The organism is Micromonospora sp. DT31 (genome assembly GCF_049841795.1).
GTDB lineage: Bacteria > Actinomycetota > Actinomycetes > Mycobacteriales > Micromonosporaceae > Micromonospora.
The window spans coordinates 161,619-180,113 of sequence record NZ_JBNCKZ010000012.1; the positions used below are offsets into that span (position 1 = coordinate 161,619).

An 18,495-nucleotide genomic window follows, 5' to 3' on the forward strand; every position below is an offset into this window, starting at 1 on the left:
CGGTAACGTCCGGCACGTGCCGCTCACCTTCCCGTCGCACCTGGCGCCGGTGCTGCCGCTGAAACGGTGGCGACCGCACTGGTTCGACGGGGTGGCGCTGTGCACCGGCGCGGTGGCGCCCGACGTCGGCTACCTGCTCACCGGCACGCCGCTGGCCGTCGGCATGCGGACGCACACCCTCGGCGGGCTGCTCTGGTGGTGCCTGCCGGTCGCCCTCGGGTACGCCTGGGTCCTGCGCCGCGTGGTCGCCGGCATCGCCGTGCACCTGCCCGCGCCGCGCTTGTTCGGCTGGCACTGGTACGCCACCCTGGCGGCCGTGCGCCACCCCTGGCAGGTGACTGTCTGCTCGGCGGTGCTCGGCGCGTTCACCCACGTCGCGTGGGACCGGGTCACGCACAGCGGGCGCCTGTCGCGGCTGCCCGGCGTCGCCGACGTGCACGCCCTGACCGGGGTGTCCTGGCCGTGGTTCGCGAACACCGTCGGCGGTGTCGGCGGGGGGTTGCTGGTGGCCGTCCTGCTGGTACGCGAGGCGCGCCGGGAGCCGACCGCCCCGGGGGTAGGCTCCACCGCGCCCGAGGCGAACCCGTCCGTGTTCTGGCGGGTGGCGTTGGCGGTCACCGGGCTCGGTGCGCTGCTGCTTCCGGCGCTCCCGGCGGCCGGCGTGCCCGGCCCCGCCGGGGTGCGGGCGCTGCACCTGGCCGCGCTGGCGCTCATGGCCGCAGCGGTCGCCGCCCGGTCCGCCGCACCGCGGTCGGCCGAGCGCGCGGGGCGTCCCGACGTCGACCGTCTCGAAGACGAACAGCGTCCGGCCGGCTGACCCCGTTACGCCGACATGCCGCAATTCGGCATTGACATCAATCACAGCCCGACCGGCCCGGTGGGCGCTTGTTCGCGCCGTGCACACGCACCTAACCTGGGCCGGCGCCCACGCCTCATCGGGGTGAGATGCGGGCGCACCGGAGTCCGGTGGTCAGTGCACCGTGGAGCTGAGTGCGGGCAGAGACCGGCCCGCCGTACGGAGCCCGGCGTGGGCGTCGTGCCACGCCCGCCGCGTTCTGCCGGCGTCGCCGCTACCACGCCGGACGGCCGGGGTCAGGGCCGGGGAGTTGCGGACCCGGTCCTGACCCGTCCGGCGTTTCCGCCGCCCTGCGCCCACGACACGCGCACGAGCGCTCTTCACGATCGACCCGCCGCCGCCGCCGGCGCGACGGTTCCGCCTGCCCGACGCCCGGGTGGGCTGGCCCGGCCGTGCGCACCTCCGCGGCCGGCGGGAAAGTAGCCGACGGATAGCCCACCGTGTATCCGCTGTTCCTAGCCTTCACCCGTTCTGTCACCGGAGTTGACCGGAGGGTAACGGGTGAGAAGACCATCACGAGGCGCCCTGATCGGGGGCCTGGCGCTGGCCATGGTGGCCACGCTGGGCGGGGCCGCGGTCCTACCGGACCGCGACCCCGCCACAACCCAGCAGGCCGCACCGAGCGGGAAGAACGACGACAGCGGACTGCTGGACCGTCTCGGTGGCGCCGCGCGCGGCCTGGTCGCCGGTGGCGGCCACCGGACGAAGCCCGAGGTGGTCAGCGCCGGGCTGCACCGGGACGAGAAGCCCGTCGCCGGCCGGAAGTGGCCGGCGCAGAAACGGGTCAGGGAACTGCCCGGCCGGCGGACCGAGAACGCCAGGATCTACCAGCTGTCCGACGGGCGGTTGCAGGCGGAGATCTCCGCCGTGCCGCTGCACCACAAGGACGGCAGGGGCAGATGGCAGCCCATCGACACCACGGTCCGCCCGGTGGACGAGCCCGGCTACGTGCAGGGCAACCGGACCAACTCCTACACCAGCCTCTTTGGTGACAGCTCAGACGACCTGGTGCGCTTCGAGCGCGACGGCCGCGCGATCGAGCTGGGCCTGGCCGGTGCCGCCAGGAACGTCAGCCCGAAGGTGTCCGGTTCCACCGTGACGTACCCGGGGCTGGCCGGCGGAGCCGACGTCGTCTACGACGTGACGAGCACCGCGCTGAAGGAGAAGATCGTTCTCCGGCAGGCGCCGGCCGGCCCGGTGTCGTACACCTTCACCCTGGACACGGCGGGCCTGACCGCGCAGCAGCGCGCGGACGGCTCGATCGCGTTCCTGGGCCGCGACGGCGGCGCCCCGGTGTTCGTCATGCCGCCGCCGTTCATGTACGACAGCAAGGACGACAAGTCCTCCCCGCACGGCAAGGTGTGGTCGGACAAGGTCACCCAGAAGGTGACCAGCTCGGGTGTCTCGTCGACGGTCACCATCACCGCCGACGCGGGCTGGCTGACCGACCGGGCCCGGGTCTACCCGGTGGTGATCGACCCGACCATCAAGGTGCAGCCGGTCCCCACGGACGCGCAGGACGTGCAGATCTACTCCGGCGCCACCACCACCAACTACAACGACACCTACCAGCTCAAGGTCGGCACGGACGCGGCGAACGCGTACCGCACGCTCGTCAAGTTCGACGTCAGCAAGATCGCGCCGAACACGCCGATCGACGACGCGCAGTTGCAGATGTACTACTCGCAGACCCACCACGCGTGGGGCTTCGACGTCGCCATGGAGGCCCGCAAGGTCACCCAGCCGTGGACCGAGAGCACCGCGACCTGGGCGAACATGAACGCCAACATGGCCGCCCAGCCGGCCGGCAACATGGTCACCCAGGACGACGGCGACGCCGGCACCTCGGTGTCCGGCACCTGGGCGTACTCCGGCAACACGGAGCTGACCCCGCTGGCCGTCAACGGTGACTACCGCTTCAACAGCGACGCCACCACCGGCAACACCCACACCTGGGTGCCGACCATCACTGAGGCCGGCAACTACCAGGTCGAGGTCCACTACGTGGCGGAGGCGGACCGGCCGACGAACACGCCGTACACCGTCTACTACAACGGCGGCTCGAAGGCGTACTCCGTCGACCAGACCGGCAGCGCCCGCGGCGAGTGGAAGACGCTCGGCGTACACCCGTTCGCGGCCGGCACCACCGGCAAGGTCGTCCTGGGTGACGTGGCGGGCAAGTCGGTGATCGCCGACGCGGTGCGGTTCACCAAGTGGGGCGCGGCCACCAAGAAGAAGGCCGTCTCCAACGTGTGGAGCTCGTTCCCGGTCCGCAACGTCGTGCAGGACTGGGTCAACGGCACGTCCACCAACCACGGCTTCATGGTGAAGGCGGTCGACGAGGCGGCCAAGGGGCGCGGCGGCCCGATCTTCGAGGCCTCCGAGTTCGCGTACAACAACGCCCGCCGGGACTACAACCTGCCGAAGCTGGTCGTCACCTACGGCCGGCCGGGCGTGGCGGTCAGCCCGCCGACGACGCTCACCTCCACCGGCGCGGTGCTGGACTGGCCGGCGTACGTGGACCCGTCGTCGTCCACGGCCGACGACGCGGTGGAGTACCAGGTGCACCGCAGCATCTACCAGAACTACACCCCGTCGGCGGCGACCCTGATCGCCCCGGTGTCCACGGGCACCCGCACCTACCAGGACACCACCGCGACCCCGACGCCGGCGGACAACACGGACCCGCTGGCCCGGAAGTTCTACTACTACATGGTCGCGGTGAAGACCCGCGACGGGCAGGTCGTCGCCGGGCCCACCCAGTCCGCGATCCTGCCGAAGGCGGGTCAGATCACCCGGATCTACCGCACCGGCACCACCGACACCACCCTCTCCCAGGCCCGCCCGACGGAGAACGTGGACGTGTACGACGGTGACCCGTACGTCAGCCCGGGCAACAACTCGCCCTACTACGGCGACACCCGTGGCCTGGTGAAGTTCCCGACGCTGACCGGCATCCCGGCCAACGCCCGGGTCGTCGACGCCGACCTGCGGCTGTACAACAGCGGGCTCTACCCGGGCACCGACACCGACGAGTACGTCGACGTCCACAAGCTGACCAGGAACTTCACCGAGACCAGCGCGACGTGGAACACGTACGACGGCACCAACGCGTGGACCGCCGCCGGCGGTGACTACGACACCTCCTGGAAGGCTAGCTACAACCAGTTCACGAACGATCCCAAGTGGGCCTCCTGGGACGTGACCCCCGCCGCCGACGGCTGGGTCAAGGACCCGACGAAGAACTTCGGCCTGCTGCTGCGGCAGCGCGACGAGGTGAACCAGACCGCCCGGTCGGTCCTGCTGTCGTCCGAGGCCCAGGAGCCGCTGCTGCGGCCCACGCTGGAGGTCACCTACCTGGAGCAGACCGCGGAGTCGACGTACTACGCGGCCTCGACCCCGACGCTTGCCACGGCCAACTCCACGTACACGGTGCCGGTGACGCTGTCGAACCCGACGCTCGCGGCGTGGAACCCGACCGACTGGGAGCTGGCCTACGACTGGAAGCGGGCCGACGGGGTCACCGACGGCGCGGACGCCGGCTACGAGGTGCGGACCGCACTGCCCAAGAGCGTCCCGGCGGGTGGCACGGTCGACGTCGCCGCCCAGGTGAAAACCCCACCGTCGTCCACCGACGGCAACGAGCGCACCGACTACGTGCTGCAGTGGGACCTGCGCAACAAGCTCACCGGCAAGAAGCTGTCGGAGACCGCGTTGATCCCGGCGCTGCCCCAGAACATCTCGGTGGAGGAGCCGACCTCCGACCAGCTCGGTCTGGAGAAGTTCTACTCGTACGCGGGGAAGAACACCGGCGCCGGCGGCACCCTGATGAACAACCTGTACTCCGGCAACACGGTCTGGTCGTACAACGCGCTCAACAACCCGTCCCGGGGCCTGTCGACGTTCGTCCGGATGTCCTACAACTCGCTGGACACCACCGACACGGTGGCCGGGTACGGCTGGTCGCTGCAGGCGTCGTCGATGATGCGCCTGGGCGCCCCGCTGGACTTCCACCCCAACCCGAACCCGACGAAGGTCACCCTGACCGACGGCGACGGCACCAGCCACCGGTTCACCTGGGACGCGACCGCGAACGAGTGGAAGAGCGCGAAGGGTGTGCACCTCTACTGCAGAAGCACAGCAGCGTGGACTGCAAGCCCAACACCGAGGAGCCGAAGGCGTGGGTGCTCACCCGGCCGGACCGCACGCAGTTCTTCTACGACTGCGAGGGTTTCCTGTCGAGCACCGTCGACAACAACGGCAACGAGATGCTCTTCACCTACGAGGTGCGCAAGTCCAACAACAAGCCGACGAAGTTCCTGCGCTACATCACCGACCCGACCGGTCGGATCACCCTGACCATCGACTACTACGCCAAGGGTCAGACGTACGACTACATCAACGACACCACCTGGGCGCGGGTCTCCGGCGCGACGAACCTGACCAACCCGAAGATCATCGACCACATCTCGCAGATCACCGACATCTCCGGGCGCAAGCTCACCTTCACCTACACGGACAAGGGACTGCTCGGTGAGCTGATCGACGGCGCCGGGTCGACCAACGGCACGCCCAAGACGTTCAAGTTCGCCTACGACATGACCCAGGGCAACAAGAACGTCAAGCTGGTCAAGGTCACCGACCCGCGGGGCAACGCGACAGGCCTGGTCTACAACTACCCGCAGACCGGGGACGACCCGAAGCTGCACTGGACCACCAAGTCCTACACCGACCGACTCAACCACGTGACCCAGTTCGGTTACGTCGACCCGGACGGCCCGCAGGGCAGCAACATCAACGCCACCGTCACCGACGCGGAGAACCACGCCACCCAGTACCTGCTGGACGGCTACGGTCGGGCGTACCAGGTCACGAACGCCAAGAACGAGGTCACCAAGACCGGCTGGGACGACGACCACAACGTCATCCGGCTGGAGGAGGCCAACACCGCGGTCTCCACCTGGGCGTTCGACCCGAAGACCGGCTACCCGACGACGATCCGGGACGCGGAGGCGGTCAAGAACGGCTGGCCGGGGACGGTGCTGACCTACCAGCGCTCGCTCAACGGCTACGTGGCCGAGGTGGTCAGCAAGACCAGCTCCGAGGGCCGCAAGTGGACCTTCACCTACACCGGTGAGGGTGACGTCGAGACGGTCACCGACCCGGTCGGCAACACCACGCCCACCGCCGGCGACTACACGAGCGTCAACAGCTACGACGAGTGGGGCCAACTGCTCAGCGCCCGGGACGCCAACGGCAACACCACGGCGTACGGTCCGTTCCACCCGAGCGGCTACCCGACGACCACCACGGACGCGGGCACCGGCAAGTCGTACTTCACCTACGACGACCGGGGCAACGTCACCGAGGTCAAGAACGGCAAGAACGCCAAGGTGACGCAGGCGTACGACACGTTCGGCCGGCCGACCACCAAGGTGGAGCCGATGGACGCGGCGAACAACCGCTTCATCACCACCAAAGCCCCGGTGTACGACCCGAACGACAACATCACCACCGCGTACGCGGCCAACGGCGCCGTGTCCACCTCCGTCTACGACAAGGCGGACCAGGTCGTCGAGACGCTCGCCCCGAAGGACGAGACGGCCAACACGGCGGAGCCGGAGCGGAAGACCACCACGACGTACGACAAGGTCGGCAACGTCCGCACCGTCACCGAGCCGCAGGGCAACCTGACCTCGACGGTGGGCGACTACACCACGACCACGACGTACGACGCGATCTACCAGCCGGTCGAGGTCGTCAACGGCCTGAACCAGAAGGTGAAGTCCGAGTACGACAACGTCGGCAACGTCAAGGTCCTGTACGACGCGAAGAAGACCGCCAGCGCGGCGGACGACTTCACCACGAAGTACGACTACGACCTGAACCACCGGGTCGTGAAGACCACCGACGCGCTGGGCAAGTTCACCACCGCCCGCTACGACAAGGACGGCCTGACGCTCGGCACCACCGACGCCGACGGCAACGAGTCGCTGGCGACGTACGACGCCCGCGGCGCGCTGGTGGAGTCGAAGGTGCCGCACAGCAAGGACGGCTCCGGCGCCATCACCCACCGCACCACGAAGTACGAGTACGACCAGGTCGGCAACCAGACGAAGCTGATCACCCCGCGCGGAGTGGACACCGCCGACGACGCCGACGACTTCTCCGTGGTGACCGTCTACGACGCGCTCAACCGCAAGAAGGAGGAGTGGTCGTCCTACGACAAGGACGACAGCCGCTACAACAAGCCCGACAAGACCTTCTACACCTACGACGAGATCGGCAACCTGTCGAAGGTCAGCGCGCCCCCGTCGGACGGGCAGACGGTCCGCAACGACACCGAGTACACCTACTACGACAACGGGTGGACCAGGACGTCCAAGGACCCGTGGGACATCGTCAACTCCTACGACTACAACGACCTGGGTCAGCAGACCAAGAACACGCTGAGCTCGGCCGGCGGGTCGACCACGCGGACGATGACCTGGCAGTACTACCAGTCCGGCAACGAGAGGGGACGGTCGGAGGACGGCCTGCCGGTCGGCAAGGACGTGGTCCTGGTCGACAACACCGACTCCCACAACACCGCCTCGCAGGGCACCTGGAGCAACGGGGCAGCCACCGGGCAGTGGGGCTACGACGTCTCCACCGCCCCGGCCGGCAGCGGGTCGGCGCAGTTCAACTGGCAGCTGACCATCCCGCGCGACGGCACGTACGAGGTGTTCGTGCGGCACCCGCAGGTCACCGGCGCGGCGACGGACGCGAAGTTCACCATCGCCTACAACGGTGGCAGCGTCACCAAGACGGTGAACCAGACGCAGAACACCGGCGCCTGGATCAGCCTGGGCAGCTACTCCTTCAAGGAGGAGGGCGTCCAGAAGATCACCGTCACCGACCAGGCGACCGGCAAGGTGCTGGCCGACGCGGTCAAGCTGGTGCGCGACAACGCCGCCGACGTCGACAACGAGCGCAAGGAGTTCACCTACCGGTACAACCCGAACGGGATGATGGTCGAGGTCAAGGACCTCAGCCCGGGCGCGAAGGCCGGCCGGTACGACATCGCGTACGACCAGCTCAACCAGATCTCCACGGTGAAGGAGTTCGCCGGGCTCGCCGACACGAGCCCGAAGAACACCACGGCGCTGACCTACGACGACAACGGCAACCCGCTCACCTCGACCCACGACCTCACCTGGTCGAAGATCGAGTACGACCCGCGGGACATGGTCGCCAAGGTCACCAACGCCGACTCGCCGACGGCCGGCAACCAGCAGATCTCGTCGTTCACCTACACCAACCGCGGCCAGGTGCTCAAGCAGACCAAGCCCAACGGCAACACGGTGGACTTCGAGTACTACCTCGACGGCGCCACCAAGCGTCAGCTGGAGAAGACCTCCGGCGGTGCCACAGTTGCCGAGCACAACCTCCAGTACCAGGCGAACGGGCACCCGTCGCGGGACGTGCTCAAGTTGATGAACGCCGACAACTCGTCGGACTACATCGACAACACGTACGTCTTCAGCTACGACCCGCAGGACCGGATCGCCAAGCTGGACAAGACAGGTGACAGCTCCTCGACGGAGACCTACACCTACGACGCCAACGGCAACACGGTGTCGCAGACCGTCGGGGGAACGACCAGCACCAGCAAGTACGACCGGAACCGGCTGCACTCGACCACCGCGTCGGGTGTGACCTCGACGTACAACTACGACCCGCTGGGGCGCCTCGACACGGTGTCGGTCGGTGGCCAGCGGGCGCAGAAGTACTACTACGACGGCTTCGACCGGACCGCGAAGACCACCGCGGGCATCGGCGCCAACGCCAAGTCGACGACCTACGTGTACGACCCGTTCGATCGGACGGTGTCGCAGACGACGGGCGGCAAGACCACCCTGTTCACGTACCTGGGGATGGACAACCAGGTGCTGCGTGAGGAGGTCGCGGGCAAGGCGACGAAGTCGTACCAGTACGCGCCGTGGGGTCAGCAGTTGACCCAGATCAAGCACAAGGACGACGGCGCGCGGGAGTACTCGCAGTTCATCTACCGGCCGCGTGGTGACGTCATCGGCATCACGAAGGAGGACGGCAAGACCCGGGCGACGTACGGCTACACCGCCTACGGCAAGGACGACTCGTCGCAGTTCACGGGTGTGGACAAGCCGGGTGCGCAGCCGGCGGGGGAGGAGCCGTACAACGCGTTCCGGTTCAACGCCTCCCGGTGGGATGCGGGTTCGGGTACGTATGACATGGGGTTCCGTAACTACGACCCGGGGTTGAACCGGTTCCTGACGCGGGACACCTACGGCGGGGCGATGGCGGACATGGGTCTGGCCATGGATCCGTTCACCGGTAACCGGTATGCGTTCGCCGGCGGGAACCCAGTCAGCTTCATCGAGTTGGACGGGCACCTGTTCGGGATGTCGTGGTCGGACATCGGTCACGCCACGCTGGACGTGGTGGGGATGGTGCCGGTCGTCGGTGAGGTCGCCGACGTCGCGAACGGCATCTGGTACGCGGCCGAGGGCAACTACGTCGACGCGGCGTTGTCGATGGCGTCGGCGATTCCGCTGGCGGGTAACGCGGTGACGGCGGCGAAGCTGGCCAAGACGGGTAAGAAGATCGCCGACGGTATCGACGCCGCCAACGACGTGAAGAAGGGCGTCGAGGCGACCACCGACGCCTCGAAGGCGCTGCCCACCAACACGCCGAAGCCGAAGACCGACAGCCCGACCACACCGAAGAAGCAGACGACACCTACGAAGTGCAACAGCTTCGTGCCGGGCACGAAGGTCCTGCTCGCCGGCGGCGGGACCAAGGCGATCGAGGACCTGCAGCTCGGTGACGAGGTCCTCGGCACGGACGTGGAGTCGGGCCAGAACCAGGGCCGTGCGGTCACCAACGTCCGTAGCCACGAGGGCAGTAAGACGCTGGTGACGATCACTGTCGACGTGGACGGTAAGGCCGGGTCGAAGACCGGGTCGATCACGTCCACGGCGGCGCACCTGATCTGGCTGCCCGATGCCGGACAGTGGGTCACCGGCGGTGAGCTCAAGCCCGGCATGTGGCTGCAGACCGCGGCCGGCACCTGGGTCCAGATCACCGCCATCACCAAGACCGTCCGCCATGAACGGGTCCACAACCTCACCGTCGAGGGCATCCACACCTACTACGTCCTTGCCGGCGACAGCCCACTGCTCGTACACAACTGCAACACGCCGGAAGAGGGCGTACGGGACGTCGAGGAGAAGCTCCGGGTCGTGCAGGCGCACGACCCGAAGGTTGCGGTGATGGCACGCCTAGACGTCAACGGGCGATCCTTCTACGACGTCAATGGTCATGGCCAGTCCTTCACTCGGCCCAAGAGCACAATGCCTCAATCCATGGGACACGCTGAGTCGGGTGCCTTCATGCGGGCGTCAGACGCGGGAATGAAGGGCGGTGTTGGTAGCCTCCATATCGCCGGCAAGATACCGTGCAGGTTCTGCCGTTCGAGCCTGGGTGGATGGGCCAAGCATCTCGATCTGGATGAGCTGAACGTGTATGGACCGAACGGTTATGTCGGTCAGTACACCCGGGGCAAGGGTTACAAGACCCTCGAGTGGGGCGACAACCTCAGGAAGTAACTGCTTGAGAGGCTGGAACGGTGAGCTTCACGGAAGACCTGACAGTGATGCCGAGTGATCCCAAAGCTGTGTGTCACCTGATCCGCCGGTTCCTGGCGAACTGGCAGGTGCTGGAGGTGGGGGAGGCTCCGCTACCCGGAGCGGAGGAGGAGGTTCTGCTCGCAGAGCGGCGGCTGGGCTTTGCCCTCCCGGTGGCGTTGCGCTGGGTGTTCACTCATCTCGGCGCAGAGAACCAGGTGATCGGGGCGCAGGACCCTCTGGTGCCGCCGAGCCTTCTGCGAGTAGATGAGGACAACGTTCTGGTCTATCGGACCGAGAACCAGAACTGCGCATCCTGGGGGATACGCAGGGAGGACATCGGGAAGGCGGATCCCCCTGTTGTTTGGAAGAACCTCCAGGCTGATGCAGAAGAGGGTTGGCTGCGGTACCACGATAGGGTCTCCGTGGACCTCCTTGAGATGTCCATGAGCGAGGCTATGCTGACGGCGGGGGAGCAGGTGATACAGATGGAGATCGAGTCAGGTCTTCCGGTGTTGCCTCGTGGGCTGGTTCCCTTGGCCATCCCGGAACATGTGTTCTGGCCAGTTCCTGACGGCGCGCCGGTGCGCTGGTACGGAATAGCTGAGTGTGTCATTCGGAATGACGGGGACACCTGGCTGTGGGGCTTCGGTCGTGCCTCTGCAGACTTGGACGTCGCAAGGTCTGCTCTTCCCGGACCTTGGGAATCGCTTGCCGAGTAAGAAGATTGGCCGGTTAGCGCGTTAGGCACGGCCTGGCAGGGCCGAGCGCATCAATTGTGTGTCGCGGCCACGTTCGGATCCATGCCGGAGAAAGCGGTGGTGCATCTACGCACCACCGCTTTTTCCTATGGCCTGGTCACTCATCCTGAAGAAGTACGTCAGTCCCACGATGACCGCCCGGGATACCACTGCGACGGCTGCTCGCCCCTCGGCGGGGCCTTACGATTCCCACCTGGGGAGCGTATGAGCGTGTCCGGTTCACGCCAGCGGGTAGGTGAGCGACTCGGCTCGACCGGCGGCGTCGAAGGAGTCTTGCCGACACCGCCAACGACGTCAAGAAGGGCGTCGAGGCGACCACCGACGCCCAGAAGGCGCTTGCCCACCAACACACCGAAACCGAAGACCGAGACCCCGGCGAAGCCGAAGCAAGACGGCCCCAGTTGCAAGACCAACAGCTTCGTGCCGGGCACAATGGTGCTGATGGCCGACGGCTCGACCAAGGCGATCGAGGACCTGCAGCTCGGTGACCAGGTCCGCGCCACGGATGTGGAGTCGAGCGCCGGCCAGGGCCGCACGGTCACCAACGTCCGCAGCCATGCCGGCGTCAAGAAGCTGATCACCTTCACCGTCGATGTGGACGGCAAGGACGGCTCGAAAACCGCGAGCATCACTTCTACGGATGCTCACCTGGTCTGGCTGCCGGACGTCGGGATGTGGGCCAAGGCCGAGCAACTCAAGGCCGGCATGTGGCTCCAGACTGCGGCGGGCACTTGGGTGCAGGTCACCGCGGTCAAGCGGAGCACGCACCAGGAACGGGTCCACAACCTAACCGTCAACGGTGTCCACACCTACTACGTCCTCGCCGGCACCACGCCGGTCCTGGTCCACAACTGCGGTCAGGTCGAGTACGGAAGCACAGACCTGAGCCAGGCAGTGATTCAGGAACGGCTGAAGCTGGGCAAGACGGGAAACAACTTCGCCGCAGCGAGGGTCGTCGGCGGCGACGGCGTGGAGAGGATTGAGGTCGCCTTTTCCTCGAAAGGGCTGGGGAATCACGCCGAGCAGAAGTTGATGAAGAAGTTCGGCGGTCAGATCAAGGAGATGTACTCCGAATTTCCAGCCCTGCACGGGCACGAACAGGTGTCGTCGAGACCTAGCCTCCGCGGGTATCCCGACGTCCTACTCCTGGAATTGGACGACGTCCGCCGAAGGTGCTGCGGCACGTGCTTCAAAGAAGAAGGCCGTAGGCCAGGTTTCCTCCGACGCGCTGTCGGGGAACTGGCTCAGGCCGTGGCAATGTCACTAGGATCGTCGTGAGGCGATGGCCGGCCCGCCGATCACCGGCGGGCCGGCCACCGCGAACGGGGGTGAGGTAGTGGCATCCGGCAACTTTCGCTACTCTGCCGGTTATGTGGAGTGTGTGCGGGACACGGCGGCCCAAGAATTCCTCGTCGCCGTCGGATTGCCTACCACACACGTCGTCTTTGTCGCCTGTGAGGCACCCGAAGATCATGCGCTCCTGAGGGTTGCCGATCGTGAGTTGCTCAGGATCGGGGTCGCGACGGAGAGCGATGACGTCGGCGCTTACCACGTAGAGTGTGGTACAGGTGAGGTGGTGTACGTGGATGCTCTCGCTTCGAGTGAATTATATGTGAACGCCTCACCCGAGCTCTTCGCAGATTGTTTGAGGCTGTTCGAGTCGAAAATTGACGACGCCATGAACGGCTCGGACGATCCTGACCCTGAGCAGCTCGCGGACCTGCTGGAAGCCGAGATTTCGCGCATTGACAGCTCGGCGCTGGCGGACGACTCCGGATTCTGGCGCTCGCTCCTCGACGATGTTGCGATCGGCGACTACACCGAGGACGAAGGGGAAGGCTGAGGGGTCGCCCCGCCCCACCCCTCTCTCGTATGCGGTTACGATAGGGCAATGTCCGGCTTCGACGAGCTCTCTGAATCGCGACTGCCACCCTTTGAAGGATCGCTCCTTCTGCGACCTGGAGCATGTCGAACTGCCGGGAGAGGTGCTTGTCGAGATGGATGGGAGTGTCGTTGAATGCCCGCGGGCATTGGCCCTGCCGCGCGAGGAAGGATTGGAAATCCTGAACATCCTTCCCGACTTCGATCGCGTGTTCGAAAGCTGCGCCTGGAGGTTCAAAATTAGTGGGCTGCATCCGTCGGTCCGCGATGTGATTCCTGTTCCTGACCACAGAAACTGGAGGACCGGGTGCTACTCTGGGATCGTGAGATGCAGCCGCTACGGGGTGAACTGCAGAATATTCAGCCTCCGCAAAGGCTCGCTCTTGCAATGGCGGCGATGGAGTGGACCCGTAATGCAATGGGTCAGAGCGAGGTGGAAGAAGTTCGCGACTACCTGGATCGAGGTATGGCGGCCGGGCGCGAAGCAGTGGCCGCCGGTCGAGGCAAGATCGAGTTCTCCGACGAGATGCTCGACGAGTACGAGGATGTGCTGGATCTGGCGGAGGAGCCCGGTACCTCGCACATGATGTCGGCTCTGCTGGCCTGTGCCGACGCACCCGACGGCCTCACCGGCGAAGTCCTGTACGGCGTTCTTTCCTTTTGTTACGAAGGTCTTCTCGATCGAGAGGAAGTGCCGGAGTGGACTGAGGAGGCTGAGCGGGCGAATGCCAGGTGCGTGGAGACGATCGCTTTTCAGAAGAGGCTCGTTCGTGAGGCGATGTCGCACTGAGAGGATCACGGCACCCGAATCGCGGCTCTACGGTCGCTTCGCGCCTCAGATCCGCCTTGACCTGCCAGGTGACGCCGTCGAGCAACTCACTTCTGTTGGTTTGCCAGTTGAAATTGAAGGGATGTTCTACGCAGATCCGCATAGCTTCCTTCGTGAACGCTCTTTCGGTGACCATCAGTACTACTTTCTCGGTACAAACGAGAAGGAGGTGGCGGGTTCATATCTGACCCGACGTCCTGACGGCCAGGTATGGAACCTGTCCGTGGACGAGACCGAGATGCTCTTCTGCAATTCGAGCCTTCCCTTGTTTCTCACGTTCTTGGCTCAATGGCGCGGGTTTCTGCTCAACTGCCGCGGCATTGTGAATGAGGGCCGAGTGATCAAGGAGGGTAAGAAGTTGAGGAAAGAGCTTCGAAAGCTAGATCGGGCCGCTTTCAAGGGCGAGGAAACTTGGTGGTCCTTCGTCTGTGAGGAAGTTGAGGACGGAGTCCTGGTCCCTGGCGAGGACTAATCGTCGCTGACCGAAGGCAGGGGCGTCGCACTGGCGGCGTCTCTGCCTTCGGCTTTGCTCTACCTCTGCGGTGGACGAGTCGGCTGTGCAGCCGGCGGGTGAGGAGCCGTACAACGCGTTCCGGTTCAACGCTTCGCGGTGGGATGCGGGTTCGGGTACGTATGACATGGGGTTCCGTAACTACGATCCGGGGTTGAACCGGTTCCTGACGCGGGACACCTACGGCGGCGCGATGGCGGACATGGCGCTGGGGATGGATCCGTTCACCGGTAACCGGTATGCGTTCGCCGGTGGGAACCCGGTCAGCTTCGTGGAGTTGGACGGGCATCTGTTCGGGATGTCGTTGTCGGACATCGGCCACGCCACGTTGGATGTGGTGGGGATGGTGCCGGTGGTCGGCGAGGTCGCCGACGTCGCGAACGGGATCTGGTATGCGGCGGAGGGCAACTACGTCGACGCGGCGCTGTCGATGGCTTCCGCTATCCCGCTGGCGGGTAACGCGGTTACGGCGGCGAAGCTGGCCAAGACGGGTAAGAAGATCGCCGACGGCATCGACACCGCCAAGGATGTCCAGAAGGGCGTCGAGGCGACCACCGACGCCTCGAAGGCGCTGCCCACCAACACGCCGAAGCCGAAGACCGACAGCCCGACCACACCGAAGAAGCAGACGACACCTACGAAGTGCAACAGCTTCGTGCCGGGCACGAAGGTCCTGCTCGCCGGCGGCGGGACCAAGGCGATCGAGGACCTGCAGCTCGGTGACGAGGTCCTCGGCACGGACGTGGAGTCGGGCCAGAACCAGGGCCGTGCGGTCACCAACGTCCGTAGCCACGAGGGCAGTAAGACGCTGGTGACGATCACTGAGCCTTTTCCATCCTGGCGGCGCAGGTGGCTGGCGATCACTGTCGGCTTGCGGCGGAATTGGGGAGCACAACGTGCAGGGGCGAGTTCACTGGCTCCAGCCTTGGGCCTCCGGCGAGCCGTGCATGGCCGCGTGTGACGTCGTGGCAGAAAATAGACGGGTGACGAAGACCTTTGTTGCGCGGCAAGCGGCAGACAGCTCACCTGCACTGCACTACTACGTAGTTCACGACGGCGCCGGCGGGCCGGAGGGCCTGCTGGTTGAGGAGTTCCTGCTCGCGGCGGACTACTCCTCGGCGGGGCTGGTGAGCGGCGGCTGGAGTCGAGAGGAGGGCCAGTGGCGCGACGCTTCGTCCATCAGTCGGCGCTTACGCGTTGACGCCGCGCTGCGGGCCCGAGTGACGCCCGTGGGCCGGGCAGCGGCGGCGGCGTTCTACTGGGATCTCTGCGGTGCCGATCTGCCGGACGAGCCTGAGCTCCGGGCGTGCTTCGGTGGCCTCCCCGCGCAGGCACCGTGTGCCTTGCGGCTGAGCGGTCCCGAGGCCAGGTCGGGATTTCGCGAGACGCGCGTCTATAGGATTCTCTTCGCCGATGAGTTGACCCAGGACGCCCTTGCGGCACTGAGCGAGGCGTGGCAGATGCCGGTCACCGGCGACCTCGCGGATCCCGAGGTGCGCGTTTTGGGCGCGGTGCGTCGCCAGGTTACCGGCGACGCCTTCCGCTGGGATCTGCGGCGGGTGGCCGCAGGTGCCGCGTGGGGGCTGGACGTGACGTGCGATCTGGTGGGGGAACGTGACGAGGCGGTCGGCGTGCTGCTGCGCGGTCTGACGACGCAGATGCGGCAGCAGGGACTGATCCCCGTTACCGTCGACCGATTTCGCTGAACGTTCTGGCTCCCGTTTGCTCGGCTCTGTTACGGCCAACGGTTCGCCTCGACGTGGTGCAGGACGAGGATGGCCTGCACGATCGGGGTGGCTCGTCGTGGGCAGCAGCGCAGCTTGTTCAGGATCTTCCAGGTCTTGAGGGTGGCGATCGCGCGTTCGCCGCGGGCGCGGATCTTTGCGTGGGCGCGGTTGACGGCCTTCTGCCGGCGTGACAGCTTCGGGCGGAAGCGGCGCCGCTTGAACGGAGTGCGCAGGCTGCCGCGGGCTCCTTGGTAGCCCTAATGGGTGCAGAGCGGGTCGGGCTCTTGCCGCGACTCCTTTGGTATCCCCGGCGTTCGACGCCTCACGATAAGGCGGGAGCTGCTGCGTGGCTCGGCCCGCTCTGCGGGATCGGGTCCGTTTGGATCTGTTCGTGGTTCGAGCCCGCCAGCACGGAGCATCCCTCGGTTATCCGGGGCCAGGAGCCCTCGACGTAAGACGGGGAGCCGTGCCGGTCGCTGGGATCAAGGACGGCTCATCGGATGTCAGGCCATCGAGCCTTTCCATTAGGGCGCCGCGCGATCCCGGTCAGGGCAAGGACCAACCCGAACCCCGGCATGGAGGACATATTGAAGGTCACCTGCGGCATCGACTGGGCCGAGAAGCACCACGACATCGCGCTCGTCGACGACAACGGCACTCTGGTAGCGAAGGCCCGCATCACCGAGTCCGTCGAGGGCTTCCAGACGCTTCTGGCGATACTGGCCGAAGCTGGCGACGACGGCGACTGCCCGATCCCTGTGGCGATCGAAACCCCGCGTGGTCTGCTGGTCGCAGCGCTTCGCGCCACCGGCCGCCCGATCTATCCGATCAACCCGATGGCCGTGGCCCGCTACCGGGAACGCTACTCGGCGTCGGGCAAGAAGTCCGACCACGCCGATGCCGTCGTGCTGGCGAACATCTGGGTCTGCTGCACCGATAGGTGACATCTGAGATGGCTTGTCCTGACGGCGAGCTGGAAGGATGTCGCTGTGCCCAAGCCCTATCCCCGAGAGTTCCGCGATGATGTCGTGCGTGTCGCTCGTGACCGCGAGCCAGGCGTGACGGTCGAGCAGATCGCCAAGGACTTCGGGGTCCACCCGATGACCTTGTTCAAGTGGCTGCGCCAGGCCGACGTCGACGCCGGCGCCGCGCCCGGGACGACCGGCACCGAGTCAGCCGAGCTGCGCGAGGCGCGTAAGCGGATCAGGTTGTTGGAGCAGGAGAACGAGGTCCTGCGTCGGGCCGCTGCCTACTTGTCGCAGGCGCATCTGCCGGGAAAAGGCTCTACCCGCTCGTGAGCGAGCTGGCCGCCGACGGGATCCCCGTGGCGGTGACGTGCCGGGTACTACAGATCGCTCGTCAGCCTTACTACCGGTGGCTGGCCCGACCCGTCACCAGCGCCGAGGAGGTGGCGGCGTACCGGGCCAACGCGTTGTTCGACGCCCACCGTGACGATCCGGAGTTCGGCTACCGGTTCCTGGTCGACGAGGCCCGCGACGCGGGGCAGCCGATGGCCGACCGCACTGCGTGGCGGATCTGCTCCGGCAACGGCTGGTGGAGCGCGTTCGGCAAGCGCAAGCGTCGCGGCAAGGGCGGCAAGGTCGGCCCACCCGTGCACGACGACCTGGTCCAGCGGGACTTCACCGCCGACGGCCCGAACCGGCTGTGGTTGGCCGACATCACCGAACACCACACCGCCGAAGGCAAGCTCTACCTCTGCGCGATCAAGGACGTCTGGTCCCACCGGATCGTCGGCTACTCCATCGACTCGCGGATGAAGTCCCGCCTGGCCGTCGCCGCACTGGACAACGCCGCCGCCAGACGCGGCGACCTGGCCGGCTGCATCCTGCACACCGACCGCGGATCCCAATTCCGGTCCAGGAAATTCGTCCGAGCCCTCAACCACCACCGGATGGCCGGATCGATGGGCCGCGTCGGCGCCGCCGGTGACAACGCCGCCATGGAATCCTTCTTCGGACTCCTGCAGAACAACGTCCTGAACCGGCGATCCTGGACCAGCCGTGAGCAACTCCGGATCGCGATCGTGACCTGGATCGAACGGACCTACCACCGCCGCCGACGCCAGCGGTCGCTGTCCCGGTTGACCCCCGTGGAATTCGAGACCATCATGCACCCACCGGCCAGTCAGGCCGCGTGACTACACCTGTCACCTGCCGGTGCAGCAGACCCTCTTGCGTACGGATAGGCATGTGCACCGGCCGCTGCCCGCCGACACCGAACTCGCCCGCTCGATCGCGGTCCTCGCTCGCGCCTGCCAGGACG

At 66.4% G+C, this 18,495-nt stretch carries 11 protein-coding genes and 2 pseudogenes; 12 read left to right on the forward strand and 1 reads right to left on the reverse strand.

The window, feature by feature from the left end; all coding sequences use genetic code 11:
• Positions 1-16 precede the first annotated feature (16 nt).
• The 10 genes from ACLQ2X_RS20500 to ACLQ2X_RS20545 all read left to right on the forward strand — a co-directional run bounded on the left by ACLQ2X_RS20500 (position 17) and on the right by ACLQ2X_RS20545 (position 16,191).
• Positions 17-817, forward strand: coding sequence for a DUF4184 family protein (locus ACLQ2X_RS20500; RefSeq protein ID WP_425682667.1), 801 nt, complete (start codon positions 17-19; stop codon positions 815-817).
• A 540-nt stretch (positions 818-1,357) separates the two neighbouring features.
• Positions 1,358-5,215, forward strand: a complete 3,858-nt coding sequence (locus tag ACLQ2X_RS20505; protein ID WP_425682668.1) for a DNRLRE domain-containing protein — start codon at positions 1,358-1,360, stop codon at positions 5,213-5,215.
• 3,557 nt (positions 5,216-8,772) lie between these two features.
• The gene (locus ACLQ2X_RS20510) at positions 8,773-10,485 is read left to right on the forward strand and encodes a polymorphic toxin-type HINT domain-containing protein (protein WP_425682688.1); all 1,713 of its coding nucleotides are present in this window, start codon (positions 8,773-8,775) and stop codon (positions 10,483-10,485) included.
• A gap of 20 nt (positions 10,486-10,505) precedes the next feature.
• A complete protein-coding gene (locus ACLQ2X_RS20515; RefSeq protein ID WP_425682669.1) occupies positions 10,506-11,225 on the forward strand; it encodes a hypothetical protein in 720 nt (239 codons plus the stop codon).
• A gap of 375 nt (positions 11,226-11,600) precedes the next feature.
• Positions 11,601-12,542 (forward strand): polymorphic toxin-type HINT domain-containing protein, encoded by a 942-nt coding sequence (locus ACLQ2X_RS20520; RefSeq protein WP_425682670.1) that lies wholly within the window; start codon positions 11,601-11,603, stop codon positions 12,540-12,542.
• Between the two features lie 4 nt (positions 12,543-12,546).
• Entirely contained in the window at positions 12,547-13,107 is a 561-nt protein-coding gene (locus ACLQ2X_RS20525) for an SUKH-4 family immunity protein (protein WP_425682671.1), read from the forward strand.
• Positions 13,108-13,473: 366 nt separating this feature from the next.
• A complete protein-coding gene (locus tag ACLQ2X_RS20530) occupies positions 13,474-13,935 on the forward strand; it encodes a hypothetical protein (protein WP_425682672.1) in 462 nt (153 codons plus the stop codon).
• Positions 13,871-14,446 carry an SUKH-4 family immunity protein gene (locus ACLQ2X_RS20535; protein WP_425682673.1) on the forward strand — a complete coding sequence of 192 codons (576 nt, stop codon included), beginning with the start codon at positions 13,871-13,873 and terminating at the stop codon, positions 14,444-14,446. Before ACLQ2X_RS20530 ends, ACLQ2X_RS20535 begins: the two co-directional genes overlap by 65 nt.
• A gap of 85 nt (positions 14,447-14,531) precedes the next feature.
• On the forward strand, positions 14,532-15,446 hold the full coding sequence (locus tag ACLQ2X_RS20540; protein WP_425682689.1) for an RHS repeat-associated core domain-containing protein: 915 nt from the start codon (positions 14,532-14,534) through the stop codon (positions 15,444-15,446).
• A 22-nt stretch (positions 15,447-15,468) separates the two neighbouring features.
• The gene (locus ACLQ2X_RS20545; RefSeq protein ID WP_425682674.1) at positions 15,469-16,191 is read left to right on the forward strand and encodes a hypothetical protein; all 723 of its coding nucleotides are present in this window, start codon (positions 15,469-15,471) and stop codon (positions 16,189-16,191) included.
• A 29-nt stretch (positions 16,192-16,220) separates the two neighbouring features.
• On the opposite strand, the pseudogene ACLQ2X_RS20550 reads toward ACLQ2X_RS20545, so the two are convergent.
• Positions 16,221-16,469: pseudogene (locus tag ACLQ2X_RS20550) on the reverse strand (transposase family protein); the annotation flags it as partial.
• A gap of 318 nt (positions 16,470-16,787) precedes the next feature.
• On the opposite strand from ACLQ2X_RS20550, the pseudogene ACLQ2X_RS20555 reads away from it, so the two are divergent.
• A pseudogene (locus ACLQ2X_RS20555) lies at positions 16,788-17,132 on the forward strand (IS110 family transposase); the annotation flags it as partial.
• Between the two features lie 69 nt (positions 17,133-17,201).
• Positions 17,202-18,370 (forward strand): IS3 family transposase gene (locus ACLQ2X_RS20560; protein WP_425682675.1). Its coding sequence is split into 2 segments (ribosomal slippage): positions 17,202-17,486 and positions 17,489-18,370, totalling 1,167 coding nucleotides; the frame shifts between segments, so codons are not numbered across the junction.
• The last annotated feature ends 125 nt before the right edge of the window (positions 18,371-18,495 follow it).